We start from the raw sequence: 12,147 nt of genomic DNA on the forward strand, positions 1-12,147 counted from the left end.
TGATGGTGCGGTTCTGACCGGTCGTCAGCCCGCGGCGGCGTAGTCGTCCTCGTCGTCGAGTGGGATGAGGCCGGTGCTGCGCTCGTACTCGGTGCGTGCCGTCTCCAGCAGTCTGCGCCACGAGGTCACCATGGGGCGCCGTCGCAGCAGCGCACGGCGTTCACGCTCGGTCATACCCCCCCACACGCCGAACTCCACCCGGTTGTCGAGCGCGTCCGCCAGGCACTCGGTCCGCACCGGGCAGCCGGTGCATACCGCCTTGGCCCTGTTCTGAGCCGCGCCCTGGACGAACAGCTCGTCCGGATCTGTGGTCCTGCACGCCGCCTGCGTGCTCCAGTCGGTTACCCAGCTACTCATGCTGGCGCCGTCCTCTCCCGAATCGAGGCTCCCCCACGGCGGCAAGCGGCATATTCACCGTTGCCAGTTGAGGACGTTACGGAAGGTAGGCGCGGCGCAACAGCCCTTTCCGGCCCAATCTTGCATGGCCCGAACGGACTATGCGTGCGCGGGAGATCACCCAACGGAGTGAGGCGGGCTTATGTGGCACCAATATCGGACTTAAGAGGCGAAGTAGCACACATCGTCTCGCCATAAGGGACAAGTCCCTCGGCATATGCCGAATTTCGGGCAGTTCTCATCACTCACAAGAGTGACGAAGGAAGGCAGGAACGCGCCCGACGATCGCGCCCTGTCCGTTACAGAGTAGGCGAACAGTTGGGCGCACGTCCGGGGAATCGCAACGTAGGCTGCCTCCATGGCACACAAGCGATCGGGCGGGGGGCTGAGCACAGCCCAGCAGGCCGCCAAGTTCCTCGGCGTCAGCGTGCTCTCCGGCGTGGTCCTCGCGGGCATCGCGCTGCCCGCCGTGGGCGCGCTCGGCCTGTCGGCCAAGGGCACCGCGGCCGGCTTCGACGACCTGCCGGGCGAGCTGAAGACCCCGCCGCTCAGCCAGGCGTCGAAGATCCTGGACGCGCACGGCGGCCTGATCGCCACGGTCTACTCGCGCGACCGCACCGTCGTCCCGATCGAGGACATGAGCCCCAATGTCCTCAGCGCCATCGTCGCCATCGAGGACTCGCGCTTCTACGAGCACGGCGCGCTCGACCCCAAGGGCATCCTGCGCGCGCTCAGCAACAACGCGTCGGAGGGCGGCACCCAGGGTGCCTCGACCCTGACGCAGCAGTACGTGAAGAACGTCTTCGTGGAGGAGGCGGGCGACGACCCCAACAAGGTCGCCCTCGCCACCCAGCAGACGATCGGCCGCAAGATCAAGGAAATGAAGTACGCGATCCAGGTCGAGAAGGAACTCGGCAAGAAGAAGATCCTGGAGAACTACCTCAACATCACCTTCTTCGGCGAGCAGGCGTACGGCGTCGAGGCCGCCTCGCAGCGGTATTTCAGCAAGCACGCCAAGAACCTGTCGCTCACCGAGGCCGCGCTGCTGGCGGGCCTGGTCCAGTCGCCGAGCCGCTACGACCCGATCAACGACGAGCAGGAAGCCCTCAAGCGCCGCAATACGGTGCTGGCGCGCATGGCGCAGCTCAAGGACATCACCCCTGAGCAGTCCGCCACCGCGCAGAAGGCGCCGCTCGGCCTGAAGGTCAGCTCGCCGAAGAACGGCTGCATCACCGCCGTCAACGGCGCGGGCTTCTTCTGCGACTACGTGCGCAACACCTTCCTCACCAACGCCGCCTTCGGCAAGACGAAGGAGGAGCGCGCCAAGACCTGGGACACCGGCGGTCTGACCATCAAGACCACGCTCGACCCCAAGGCGCAGGCGGGTGTGCTGGACGGCATCAGCAAGCACGTCTACAAGAGCGACGCCATCGCCGCCGCCGTCACCCTGGTGGAGCCCGGCACCGGCAAGATCGTCGCGATGGGCCAGAGCAAGCCGTACGGCTTCGGCAAGAACGAGACGCAGATCAACTTCTCGGTCAACGCCAACATGGGCGGCGGCCAGGGCTTCCAGAACGGTTCGACGTTCAAGCCGATCACGGCCGCCGCGGCGCTCGAAGCGGGCTACAAGCCGGACCAGTCGGAGCCGTCGCCGAACAAGATGACGTACCCCGACGTCACGACCTGCGACAACAACACGATCCACGGCACCGACGAGACGGGCAACGAGGACCCGTCCGAGGTGGGCCCGTACCAGATGCCCGAGGCGCTGAAGAAGTCGATCAACACCTACTTCCTCCAGCTCGAGAGCCAGACCGGGCTCTGCCCGATCGTCAACATGGCGACCAAGCTGGGGCTCAACCGCGCCGACGGCAAGCCGCTGAACCAGATCGCCTCGCTCACCCTCGGCACCAACGAGGTGTCGCCGCTCAATGTGGCCGCCGCGTACGCCGCCTTCGCCAACCGCGGCGTCTACTGCACGCCGATCGCCATCCAGTCCGTGACGGCGGCGGGCGGCAAGAAGCTGACGGTGCCCAAGTCGCTCTGCTCGCAGGCGATGTCGCAGAACACGGCCGACACCATCAACACGATGCTCAAGGGCGTCGTCGACGACGGTACGGGCGAGGCGGCCAACCTGGACGACGGCCGGGACACCGCCGGTAAGACCGGTACGACCGACGACCGGTGGGCGGCCTGGTTCGCCGGCTACACGCCGAACATGGCGGCGGCCGTATGGATGGGTGACCCCAAGCACTCCAAGAAGATGAAGAACATCACCATCGGCGGCAAGTACTACCCGCTGGTGTACGGCGCCGACGGCCCCGCCCCCATCTGGAAGGACGCCGTCTCCGCGTCCCTGGAGGGCAAGCCGGTGCTCAGCTTCGTGACGGTGCCGCTCAACATCCAGGACAAGGGCAAGAACCCCCCGGCGTCGCCCGATCCGAACAACCCGGGCAACGCCACCAACACCGACGACAAGCACAAGGGCCGCGGCCACGGCCCCGGCGGCGTCACCACGATGGGCACGACCACCGGCGCCATCACGGCGGGCGCCGCCGGCGGCGGCACCAACGGCGGTACGACGACGGGTACGACCGCGGGCGCGACCGGTGCCAACGCCGCCACCAACGGCAGCCCCAACCCCTTCCCGACCTTCCCCGGCCTGACCACCGGCGGCGGGAACGGCCGGGCGGGGGGTACGACGGGGGCGACGTAGGGGTCGACGCGGGCCGACGCAGGCCGACGCAGGTCGACGCAGGTCGACGCAGGTCGGCGCAGGTCGGCGCAGGTGTGAGGCGTCGGCCCGCGCATAAGTGACGTCGTAAGGGGCGCCCTCCTGGGAGGGCGCCCCTTACGCGTGAGGTCTGCTGATGAGTGCGCGGATCAGCCCGCGAGCTGGCGCTTCACCTCGGCGGCGACCCGGCCGCCCTCCGCGAGCCCGGCCACCTTCGGGTTGACGATCTTCATGACGGCGCCCATGGCGCGCGGTCCCTCGGCCCCCGACTCGGCGATGGCGTCCCGCACGATCGCGGTCAGCTCCTCGTCCCCGAGCTGCTTGGGCAGGTACTCCGCCAGCACCTCGCCCTCGGCGCGCTCCCGCTCCGCCGACTCCGCCCGGCCGCCCTGCGCGAAGGCCTCGGCCGCCTCCCGCCGCTTCTTCGCCTCGCGCGTGATCACCTTCAGCACCTCGTCGTCGGAGAGGGTGCGCGCGGTGGTGCCCGCGACCTCCTCCTTCGTGATGGCCGTGAGGGTGAGCCGGAGCGTGGCGGAGCGCAGTTCGTCGCGTCCCTTGATCGCCTTGGTGAGGTCGTCGTGCAGTCGCTGCTTGAGCGTGGTGGTCATACGCCGAGTTTCGCATCCCTGCGCGGTGGTCGCGCCGCATATACGAGGGAGGCGGGGGGCGACTGCCCGTCGGGGGGCTGTGCGGCTGGCCGTGGCAGGGTGCGCCGTGGCTGAAGGGTGCCCGTCTGGAGGGTGCCGGCTGAAGGGTGCGCCCGGCGCCGGTCGAGGGGCCTTGGCGCGCGTACGGCCCGGACTCTGACACGATGGACGTATGCGCGCGCGATACGGAATTCCCCTCGGTGTGACGGCGGCCGGCGCGGCCGGCCTGGCGTACGCGGCCGGTTTCGAGGCGCGGTCCTTCCGCCTGCGCCGCGTCGACATCCCGGTGCTGCCCGAGGGCATGCGCCCGATCCGTATCCTCCAGGTCTCCGACATCCACATGGTGTCGGGCCAGAACAAGAAGCGCCGTTGGCTCCAGTCGCTGGCGGGCCTGCGCCCCGACCTGGTCGTCAACACCGGCGACAATCTGTCGGATCCCACCGCCGTACCCGAAGTCCTGGACGCGCTGGGCCCGTTGATGCAGTTCCCCGGCACGTACGTCTTCGGGTCGAACGACTACTACGGCCCCAAGTTCCGTAATCCCGCCCGGTACTTGGTGGAGAAGGCGCGCGGCCAGCACGGTCTGAACGGCAAGGACCGCGCTGCGCACGGCGTCCTGCGCAACCCCTGGGGCGAGCTGCGCGACGCGTTCGACGCGGCGGGCTGGGTCGGCCTCAGCAACTCCCGCGGGCAGCTCAAGCTCGACCACGGCCCCGTGCTCGGCCTCACCGGCCTGGACGACCCGCACATCAAGCGCGACCGCTACGCCGCGGTCGCGGGCGGCCCCGACCCGGACACCGACTTCAATCTGGCGGTCGTCCACGCGCCCTACCTGCGCGTCCTGGACGCCTTCACCTCCGACCGCTACCCGCTGATCCTCGCCGGGCACACCCACGGCGGCCAGATCTGCGTCCCCTTCTACGGCGCGCTGGTCACCAACTGCGACCTCGACACCGACCGTGTCAAGGGCCTGTCCACCCATACGGCCACCGGCTCCACGTCCTACCTGCACGTCTCCGCGGGCTGCGGCGCCAACCGCTTCACCCCGGTCCGTATCGCCTGCCCGCCCGAGGCGACGCTCCTGACGCTCACCAGCCGCTGACCCGTCCCGCCGTCCGCCGTCTCGTACGGTGAGGCATGCCTGCAATCCCCCGTTCGTACGTGGCGGCCTTCCGGCTGCTGATCGCGGCAGCGGCGGTGACGGGAATCACCATCGAGTGCGCGCACTTCCCGCCGCTGCGGGTCTTCACGTACTTCACGGTCCTCACCAACGCGGCGATCGCGCTGACCTTCGCCTGGTCCGCGTACCGCACCTGGACCCGGCGTCCCCCGATCCCCCCGCTGATCCACGGCGCCGTCCTGCTCTGCATCGTGATCACCGGCCTCGTCTACCACCTCGTCCTCGCCAATGACGCGAGCGACTTCTCCGAGTCCGAGAACCTGGGCGCCCGCACCGGCGCCCTCGCCTTCTCCAACCAGCTCCTCCACACCGTGACCCCCCTCACGGTCGTCCTCGACTGGCTCCTGCTCACCGCCCCCGGCCGCTTCCCCTGGCGCTACGCCGGCCAATGGCTCCTGCTCCCCCTCGCCTACTTCGCCTTCGCCCTCATCCGCGGCCCCTTCTCCGGCTACCCCTATCCCTTCCTCGACGTCGACACCCGCGGCTACCCCGCCACCCTCCTCACCGCCCTCCTCCTCGCCCTCGCCTTCGCCGCCCTCTCCCTCCTCCTGATCCTCCTCGACCACCACCGCCCCTCCCCCCGAAGAAACCGGATTTCGCCCTCAGCCCCCCGTCCGCTAAAGTAAACCCCGTTGCACCGGGGTGTGGCGCAGCTTGGTAGCGCGCTTCGTTCGGGACGAAGAGGCCGTGGGTTCAAATCCCGCCACCCCGACGGTATAGCAGCAGGTCAGGGCCCCAGACTCGAAGAGTCTGGGGCCCTGATTCGTGCTGAGTGTCAAAGTGAGTGCCTATGGGGTCGCAAGCTGCTGTCAGACCCGATCGTTGAGTCACTCGCCGGCGGGTCGTCGGTGGGACACTCCTCCTATGAGTCGTGTCTCAGATCACATCCTGCGGACGCTTTGGTACATCGAACTGGTAGCCAGCCAAGGCCAGCAACTCTCTCTTGCCGACATCGACAACTATGCACAGGCGCCTCAACCGCGTGATGCGCAGCGAGAGCAGTTGTTCCTCGGCGGCACCTCGCTGTTCTCGGGGCTGTACGGGGAGGGGAAGATCAAGCGCAGGCCAGAGGCGGTAGCGCTTTACCTCCTCCAGGTGGGGTGGATCAAGAAGGGAAACGACGGAGTAACTCTGACCAAGATCGGCAGAGCCGTCCTCAGGGCCGAGAACGACGAACGCTCGACGGGCGAGGACCTGGATCCTGAAGTAGCAGACATTGCACTGGACCCGGAAGATCCCATGGTCTACGTCCAGCTCACGCGACGCCTACAGAAGGCTGGCCAAGGACTGCCCGTAGACGCCTACTTTCACGCCTACTCGCTGGAGTGGCTGGTCGAATCGACAACTCTTCGACGCATCCTCACTTCGTCGCGCCACCCGAGCTCAGGCAAGGACCGTCAACTCCTTGCCGTTGCTCTGGCGACAATTCCGAACGGCGCTGATGTCGAGCTTCGTCACACTGCGGACCCATCTCTGCATGACCGGTGTGTCGTGAGCGAAGATGGCTCGGTGCAGTTGTTGGGGTCCTCGGTCAACGGGGTGGGCAGGCACCTCACGGCTGTAATCGCTCCTTCCGCTGACATTGCCGAGGTGTATCGGAAGAAATACGAAGACCTCTGGGCCAGTGCCGAAAGGGTGCACCCGCAGCCCATGAAGGCTCCATCGGAGCGCTGAAACTTCCCGTTGTTACGAACACTCAGCAAGAACTACCGAAGATATGGTCCATTGCGATGGCGCCGGTCTGGATGACCGGCCGGATCTGCTTCCGGTAGACCTCCTCGGTGACGGCCGTACTGGAGTGCCCGACCAGCCGGGAGATCTCCTCCAGAGGGACGCCGTTGTCAGAGAGCAGCGAGACGAAGCTGTGCCGGAGCTCCCTAGGCGTCCAGTCGGCAGCGTCGATCCCCTCAGCCTTGCTGAGCGCCGCCCGGAAGGCCCGACGTACGTGGGACGCGTCCTGCTCCTTCCCGACCGCGCTGGCGAAGACCAGGCCGTGTTCCTCCCAGGCGTCGCCGGCCGCGAGCCGGTCCCAGCCCTGGTCCTCCCAGTGCTGCCACAGCGCCTCTACGCAGCGTGCGGGGAGAGCGATGGTGCGGCGGGACTTCCTGGTCTTCGTATCTCCTCCGGATCGCACCGAGCGCCATACGGCCATGTACGGCGGGATCGGCGGATTCGCTGTCGGGTCTCCCTTCAAGAAGACGTGATCCCGGGTGAGTGCCCGCAGTTCCTCGGTCCGGGCACCGGTGAGCAGCGAGACGACGATGTACGCGTGCATGTGGGTACGGGCCGCTGCGGTGAGTACAGCTTCGGCTTGGGCGAACGTCAGCGCCTTTGACGGCCGTCCGGGCTGTCCCTTGGGGACCTGGCACAGCTCTACGACATTGCGCTTCACCTTGTCGCGCGCCATGGCTCTTTTGACAGCACGGTTCAGGCAGGAGTGCACGCCTTGCAAGGTGCGAGTGCTGAGCACCTTGGCCTTCTCGGCAAGCCACTTGTCCACGTCTTCGGCGCTCAGATCTCGGAGCTTCCGGGCGCCGAGTGAAGGGATCACGTGGTTACGGCTGAGACCAGAGGCGGTCTCAACTGTCTTGTCGTCCCGGCCCGCCAACCCGAACATGAGCCAGTCCCGTACCGCGTTCTCCACCGTGTACCCGGTGGGTGCGATGGCGAGACCGTCCTCGTAGTCCCGCAGAACTTCCTTCAGCTTGTTCTTGGCCTCGGTCTTGGTCCGACCGCTGCCACGGCGCATGATGCGCTTCCCACTCGCGTCGTAGCCGAGCGAGGCGGCAGCGATCCAACGCTGCCGCTTCTCGCTCCAGTACAGGCCACCGTCGCCGTGAGCGCGACGCTTGGTCATTTCTCTCCCTGTGCTTCGCGCTCCAGTAGAGCGACGTATTCGGCGACGGCGGACTGCGGGACAAGCCGGGTACGGCCTTCTTTCACGGTGCGAAGACGACCGGAACGGATCAACTCGTAGATCCGGCTGCGGCTCAGCCGGAGGACACGCGGCATGTCCTCCACTCGGTAGAGCACGGGGTCACCGAGTGAGCAGCGCTCCGGAATGGCAAGCGTCACGATGTCCTCCTCAGCACGCCGGGAGCGGACAGCCCGGACAGTTCCTCTTCGGGATGTCCGGGGAGTTCTTGCTGCTCAGCGGGGTCAACCGGACAGTCGGACAGCGCGGACGTCTCCGGGGTGGCTGCTGTCCGGCTGCCTGTGTGCGGGAAATACCGACCGCCGGCGTCCCTGGTGAGCTGGCCCGCGTCGGCCATACGCGAGCAGGTGCGGCGCACGATGTCCGCGTCGACGTCGGGCATTACTGCGGCGATGTCCTTGGGCTTCGCACCGGGGTGAGCCCGTACGTACTTCAGGATCGTGGCGCGGGTGTCGCCGATGGTGTGGTCGGACACCGGTCCGTCCAACAGGTGCCAGGCACCGGAGGCTTGCTGGAAGGCCAGGGCGTATTCGGCTTCCTCCACGTCGCGGCCGGTGACGTGCAGGACGCCATCTGCCTGCCCACGGGCCCGCTTGAGAACGAGCGTCGCGTCAGCGGCTCCCGCGATGCCGTTGGTCCCGGAGACCTCCGTCAGAAAGTCCTCGGACGCCATCTTGCGGACGTGGTGCACCAGCACGACCGCAATGCCGTAGTGGTCCGCGAGGCGCTTGGCGTGACCGACCGCGACGTAATCGGCGTCGTATGCGGAAGCGCCTTGCGGCGAGGCGCCGCGCATATTGGCGAACACGTCGATCACGACCATGCGGGCATCCGGATTGCGGTCCAGCCATCCCGCGATGGCCTCGACCCCGCCTTGCGGGAAGGGCGGGCATTCGGTGACGAGCGTGAGCCCGGCCGGTGCTTTCTGTCCGCCCAAGAGCTTGCCCATACGGGTCTGGAGACGTCTCGGGGTGTCCTCAAGAGCGAGGTACAGCACCGGGCCACCATCGACGGGAACGGAGTCGAAAGCCTGCCCGCCGGCCGCGACCGCGAGAGCAAGTCCCAACGAGAGCCAGGATTTCCCCACCTTCGGCGGCCCGGCGAGCAGGCTCACGCCTTCAGCGAGGATTCCGGACACCGCCCATTTCGGCTCGGGGAAGTGCGCATCCATGAGCTGATCGGCTGTCCACGCGGTCCGCGGCCGTTCCCGCTTCGGCGGCGGGATCGTAGCCGGTTGCGGGTCGCTGGGGACCGAGTACAGGTGTAGCGGAGGGATCGGCTGCCCGCTCATGCCGCAGCCTGCCTCGGTCGCTGTGCACCGGCACGGAGCCCGGACACGATGGTGCGGCGTGCCTCGCCTTCACCCTGCCCGACCTGATGGGCGGCTTCGGCGAGCCAGCACGTCACGTCGTGTTCAGTCAGTTCTCCCCCGGCAACGAGCTGCCCGAGGGCGATGAAGGCGAGGTAAAGCGCCTTGTTGTGCTGATGAGCTGGAGAAGCCGTGACGCGGGTCAACTCGCTCTCGACAGCGGCGCGCAGCCACGCGGCGTGCCGATTGCCCGCGGTCAGCCTGACCGTGATGGGCCGCTGCGGCGGCAACGGTACGGGCTTCAACAGGTCAGCAAGCCACAGCGGCAGCGGCGCCGCCGCCACGTCGGACAAGACGTCGTAAGAACGGCCGTTGACCGTGCTTCCCGCGCCCACGACGTACCCACCGGCAGCGCGAGTGTCCACCTTCCACCCGAGCGTGCCAGCGCTGTTGCGCAGCTCGATTCCCACGGGCGCGACGAAGTACAGGTGCGTACCGCCGCTGCCAGTCCGAACCGCGAACGTGTTCGCCGGATACGGCTGCCGGTGCCGCTCGCAGAGCGCGGCGAGCACGTCAGTTCCTTCGGTGATTCCCGGCCCGGCCCATTCCGAGGGCGGGGTGTCGTCGGCGCCCTTAGGGACGTCCAGGTCCACGACGACGAGCGCGGCCGGACCGGTAGTGATGCCAATGTTGTACGGGGCGTGCGTCCAGCACCGTTCGATGCAGGCGCGGTCGGTGGTGGCGCGCTGTTCCCATCCGGTGATGGCGGGCCGCTTGTCGCCGGGTCGCAGCGGGAAGACCGGCCAGCCGCGAGCGGCGGTCTCCATCGCCGCGGCGAGCAGCGCGGCGCGTTCGCGATAGGGCATTCTGGGGTTCTCCTGTCGGTCTTCGGACGGGCGGGGAGAACCGCGGCGGCGGGCGACCTTGCTGGGGGAGTCCCGCCGCCGCGGCGTAGCTAAGTGCCGAGGCCGGGTTGATGCCAGGGCGGCAGGGCTGCCAGCGTCCGGTCACGCCAGTTGGGGGCGTAAGGCAGGCAGTTCGCGCAGTTCTTGTGGGTGGTGTGGCCAGGCATGGGCGGCCGGCGGCGCGCGTGATACGACCACGCGGCAGAGTCGGCGGAGGCCATGAGGTGCCCGACCTTGGCCAGTCCGAGAGTCTTGAAGCCGAAGCCGTGCAGTTTGAGGCCCTGGGCAGCAAGTGTGGTGACGATGGCGGCGCCCTCAGCGGTGGACTGCCGACGACAGACTGAACCCAAGCCAACAACCGGTTCGCGAGTTAGGTCTACGCCCTCGCGTTCATAGAGGCCGACGCAACGTTCGTAATCTGGGAGCTCCCATCCCTGCACTACCGGGATGATCGGCAAATCCGGGGCGAGTTCCCTCAGCAGCAGATAGTTTCCGATAGTGCGGCGCTGGTGCTCAACGACGCTCAGACCGGTGCCGGCGAAGGTCTGCCCGCCAAAGGTCCCGCCGTGGATGATCGCGGGCTCACACATCCAGTCCTGCGGCGCGGCCCATCCAAATGGGCCGACCTGTTCGCGGATGAGACGGAGATCATCGACGTACCGCTGTGGCTCGATGGTCCAGCGACCGAACTGCTGAAGGATTGTGAACCCGCCGGAGTCGATGGCGTACGGGCCTATCGCCCGCGGCATGCTTCGGGCAGTGCCTACCCCGAAGTGCTCGTACTTCAGGAACAACGGGACGCTGGTGGCCTCCACCCAACGCCGCTTGTGCGTCGTCAGGTAGAACCTCACCATCCCTCCTTACACATGCCGTTGGGGAGCTCCGGCAGTCCGGCCTTGCTGAGCGCGGCCGGGTCGAAACCCGGAAGCGTGGCGCGGGCGGTGAGGGCCGCGGCGAGTGCGGTGGCGTACTCGCCGCCGGCGCGGGCCGTTTCGACCTGCGCGCGGGCGCGGATGACCTCGACGGTTTCGACGTGCTGGTGTGTCTCGCGCCGTGCCTCGGTGGCGCGTTCGTACGCGGTCGTCTCGCGGCGGTCGGTGCGCCAGTGCCGGTGGGCCAGGACGTAGCTGAGCACGGTGGCCACCGACCAGAGCAGCAACGGCAAAGGCAAGCCGTCCGCGTAGGCGGCCACTCCCGCGAGGGCGAGGGTGCCGGCCGCGGTGAAGCCGACCGCGGCGGACGTGGATTCGCCGTGTTCGCCGGTGGCCAGGGCGTTGCCCGCGAAGGCGGCGCCCGCGGCGAGCAGCCCCATCACGGACGCGTCTCCGACGCTGTGCTGCGCACCGTTGGCGTTCCAGATCCGAGCAAGGATCAGCACGGTGGACGTGGCGATGGCCGGTGCTGCCTTGGGCGCGGCGGCGATGAGCCAGTGCCGAGCCACGATGGGCGAGTTGGGCTCGTTCACGGTGGTGCCTCCCTTCGGTTCAGCGCATCTGGCCAACGGCCTGAGCGGCAGCGGTGACGAGTTGGGTGATGGGCTGAGCGGCGCCCGTGGCGGCGGCGTAGAAGCCGAAGAGGAACACCACGACCGCGGCGCCGAACGAGGTGGCCTTGTACCGGAGGGCCAGAGCGGTGCCGGTGCCGAAGAGCAGTACGGCGGAGACGGACAGGATCACGGGCGGTCTCCCTGGCTCGGAGCGAACGGACGGGCAGGGGCCGCGGGTTGGGTGGTGCCGCGCTGGTGTGCGCGGCGGTAGAGGTTGTAGAGGTGGCGTCCGCGGCGTATGCGGATGCCGTGGCCGTCGCAGCGGCGGCAGTGCTTGCCGCGCTTGGGTCGTCCCTTGCGGTCGGTGGTGGTGGCGAAGCCGAAGCCGCGGCACTTGCGGCAGCGTCCGAACGGCTGGCCCGCGCATACGGCCGCGTAACCGAGGGTGATAAGCAGGAGGAAGGCGCTAGCGAGGACGGGGAGGGTCACAACGTGCCTCCAGGGCAGGTTTCCGGGGTTTGAGCAGGTGGCCCGCTAGCAACTAGCGGGCTGATC

General features: G+C 68.0%; 14 protein-coding genes and 1 tRNA gene. 5 read left to right on the forward strand and 10 right to left on the reverse strand.

The genetic code is table 11. From position 1 onward, the window contains the following. Positions 1-24 precede the first annotated feature (24 nt). Positions 25-357 (reverse strand): WhiB family transcriptional regulator, encoded by a 333-nt coding sequence (locus tag ACZ37P_RS02465; RefSeq protein ID WP_093716024.1) that lies wholly within the window; start codon positions 355-357, stop codon positions 25-27. Between the two features lie 397 nt (positions 358-754). Between ACZ37P_RS02465 and ACZ37P_RS02470 the strand changes: the two genes are divergently transcribed. Then, entirely contained in the window at positions 755-3,112 is a 2,358-nt protein-coding gene (locus tag ACZ37P_RS02470; RefSeq protein WP_467344408.1) for a transglycosylase domain-containing protein, read from the forward strand. A 167-nt stretch (positions 3,113-3,279) separates the two neighbouring features. On the opposite strand, the gene ACZ37P_RS02475 is transcribed toward ACZ37P_RS02470, so the two are convergent. Continuing rightward, on the reverse strand, positions 3,280-3,738 hold the full coding sequence (locus tag ACZ37P_RS02475; RefSeq protein ID WP_391042635.1) for a GatB/YqeY domain-containing protein: 459 nt from the start codon (positions 3,736-3,738) through the stop codon (positions 3,280-3,282). A 211-nt stretch (positions 3,739-3,949) separates the two neighbouring features. Between ACZ37P_RS02475 and ACZ37P_RS02480 the strand changes: the two genes are divergently transcribed. The 4 genes from ACZ37P_RS02480 (at position 3,950) to ACZ37P_RS02495 (ending at position 6,631) form a co-directional block, all read left to right on the forward strand. Beyond that, positions 3,950-4,879, forward strand: a complete 930-nt coding sequence (locus ACZ37P_RS02480; protein ID WP_355336098.1) for a metallophosphoesterase — start codon at positions 3,950-3,952, stop codon at positions 4,877-4,879. Between the two features lie 35 nt (positions 4,880-4,914). Next, positions 4,915-5,583, forward strand: a complete 669-nt coding sequence (locus ACZ37P_RS02485) for a Pr6Pr family membrane protein (protein ID WP_467344410.1) — start codon at positions 4,915-4,917, stop codon at positions 5,581-5,583. A gap of 12 nt (positions 5,584-5,595) precedes the next feature. Beyond that, positions 5,596-5,669 (forward strand) — tRNA-Pro (locus ACZ37P_RS02490). Positions 5,670-5,821: 152 nt separating this feature from the next. Continuing rightward, positions 5,822-6,631 (forward strand): hypothetical protein, encoded by an 810-nt coding sequence (locus tag ACZ37P_RS02495; protein ID WP_467344412.1) that lies wholly within the window; start codon positions 5,822-5,824, stop codon positions 6,629-6,631. A gap of 22 nt (positions 6,632-6,653) precedes the next feature. Here the strand turns inward: ACZ37P_RS02495 and ACZ37P_RS02500 are convergent, their stop codons facing one another. The 8 genes from ACZ37P_RS02500 to ACZ37P_RS02535 all read right to left on the reverse strand — a co-directional run bounded on the left by ACZ37P_RS02500 (position 6,654) and on the right by ACZ37P_RS02535 (position 12,081). Next, complete coding sequence (locus ACZ37P_RS02500) at positions 6,654-7,814, reverse strand: tyrosine-type recombinase/integrase (protein WP_467344413.1); 1,161 nt, start codon at positions 7,812-7,814, stop codon at positions 6,654-6,656. After that, entirely contained in the window at positions 7,811-8,032 is a 222-nt protein-coding gene (locus ACZ37P_RS02505; RefSeq protein WP_467344415.1) for a helix-turn-helix domain-containing protein, read from the reverse strand. Before ACZ37P_RS02505 ends, ACZ37P_RS02500 begins: the two co-directional genes overlap by 4 nt. Then, a complete protein-coding gene (locus ACZ37P_RS02510; RefSeq protein ID WP_467344416.1) occupies positions 8,029-9,183 on the reverse strand; it encodes an AAA family ATPase in 1,155 nt (384 codons plus the stop codon). The genes ACZ37P_RS02505 and ACZ37P_RS02510 overlap by 4 nt, the downstream gene beginning before the upstream one ends. After that, positions 9,180-10,067: a bifunctional DNA primase/polymerase gene (locus ACZ37P_RS02515; RefSeq protein ID WP_467344418.1), complete on the reverse strand. Its 888-nt coding sequence runs from the start codon at positions 10,065-10,067 to the stop codon at positions 9,180-9,182. The genes ACZ37P_RS02510 and ACZ37P_RS02515 overlap by 4 nt, the downstream gene beginning before the upstream one ends. Before the next feature lie 89 nt (positions 10,068-10,156). Next, positions 10,157-10,960, reverse strand: a complete 804-nt coding sequence (locus tag ACZ37P_RS02520; RefSeq protein WP_467344420.1) for a deazapurine DNA modification protein DpdA family protein — start codon at positions 10,958-10,960, stop codon at positions 10,157-10,159. Further along, positions 10,954-11,571 carry a hypothetical protein gene (locus ACZ37P_RS02525; protein WP_467344421.1) on the reverse strand — a complete coding sequence of 206 codons (618 nt, stop codon included), beginning with the start codon at positions 11,569-11,571 and terminating at the stop codon, positions 10,954-10,956. The genes ACZ37P_RS02520 and ACZ37P_RS02525 overlap by 7 nt, the downstream gene beginning before the upstream one ends. Positions 11,572-11,590: 19 nt before the next feature. Beyond that, complete coding sequence (locus tag ACZ37P_RS02530; protein WP_355336080.1) at positions 11,591-11,782, reverse strand: hypothetical protein; 192 nt, start codon at positions 11,780-11,782, stop codon at positions 11,591-11,593. Then, positions 11,779-12,081: a hypothetical protein gene (locus tag ACZ37P_RS02535; RefSeq protein ID WP_467344423.1), complete on the reverse strand. Its 303-nt coding sequence runs from the start codon at positions 12,079-12,081 to the stop codon at positions 11,779-11,781. Before ACZ37P_RS02535 ends, ACZ37P_RS02530 begins: the two co-directional genes overlap by 4 nt. Positions 12,082-12,147: the final 66 nt, after the last annotated feature.

It is taken from the genome of Streptomyces sp. NPDC024632 (assembly GCF_055559175.1).

What these genes read in the sequence shown, in the direction of transcription:
- ACZ37P_RS02465 (WP_093716024.1), bottom strand. Translation starts at nt 357, where the DNA reads ATGAGTAGCTGGGTAACCGACTGGAGCACGCAGGCGGCGTGCAGGACC.
- ACZ37P_RS02470 (WP_467344408.1), top strand. Translation starts at nt 755, where the DNA reads ATGGCACACAAGCGATCGGGCGGGGGGCTGAGCACAGCCCAGCAGGCC.
- ACZ37P_RS02475 (WP_391042635.1), bottom strand. Translation starts at nt 3,738, where the DNA reads ATGACCACCACGCTCAAGCAGCGACTGCACGACGACCTCACCAAGGCG.
- ACZ37P_RS02480 (WP_355336098.1), top strand. Translation starts at nt 3,950, where the DNA reads ATGCGCGCGCGATACGGAATTCCCCTCGGTGTGACGGCGGCCGGCGCG.
- ACZ37P_RS02485 (WP_467344410.1), top strand. Translation starts at nt 4,915, where the DNA reads ATGCCTGCAATCCCCCGTTCGTACGTGGCGGCCTTCCGGCTGCTGATC.
- ACZ37P_RS02495 (WP_467344412.1), top strand. Translation starts at nt 5,822, where the DNA reads ATGAGTCGTGTCTCAGATCACATCCTGCGGACGCTTTGGTACATCGAA.
- ACZ37P_RS02500 (WP_467344413.1), bottom strand. Translation starts at nt 7,814, where the DNA reads ATGACCAAGCGTCGCGCTCACGGCGACGGTGGCCTGTACTGGAGCGAG.
- ACZ37P_RS02510 (WP_467344416.1), bottom strand. Translation starts at nt 9,183, where the DNA reads ATGAGCGGGCAGCCGATCCCTCCGCTACACCTGTACTCGGTCCCCAGC.
- ACZ37P_RS02515 (WP_467344418.1), bottom strand. Translation starts at nt 10,067, where the DNA reads ATGCCCTATCGCGAACGCGCCGCGCTGCTCGCCGCGGCGATGGAGACC.
- ACZ37P_RS02520 (WP_467344420.1), bottom strand. Translation starts at nt 10,960, where the DNA reads ATGGTGAGGTTCTACCTGACGACGCACAAGCGGCGTTGGGTGGAGGCC.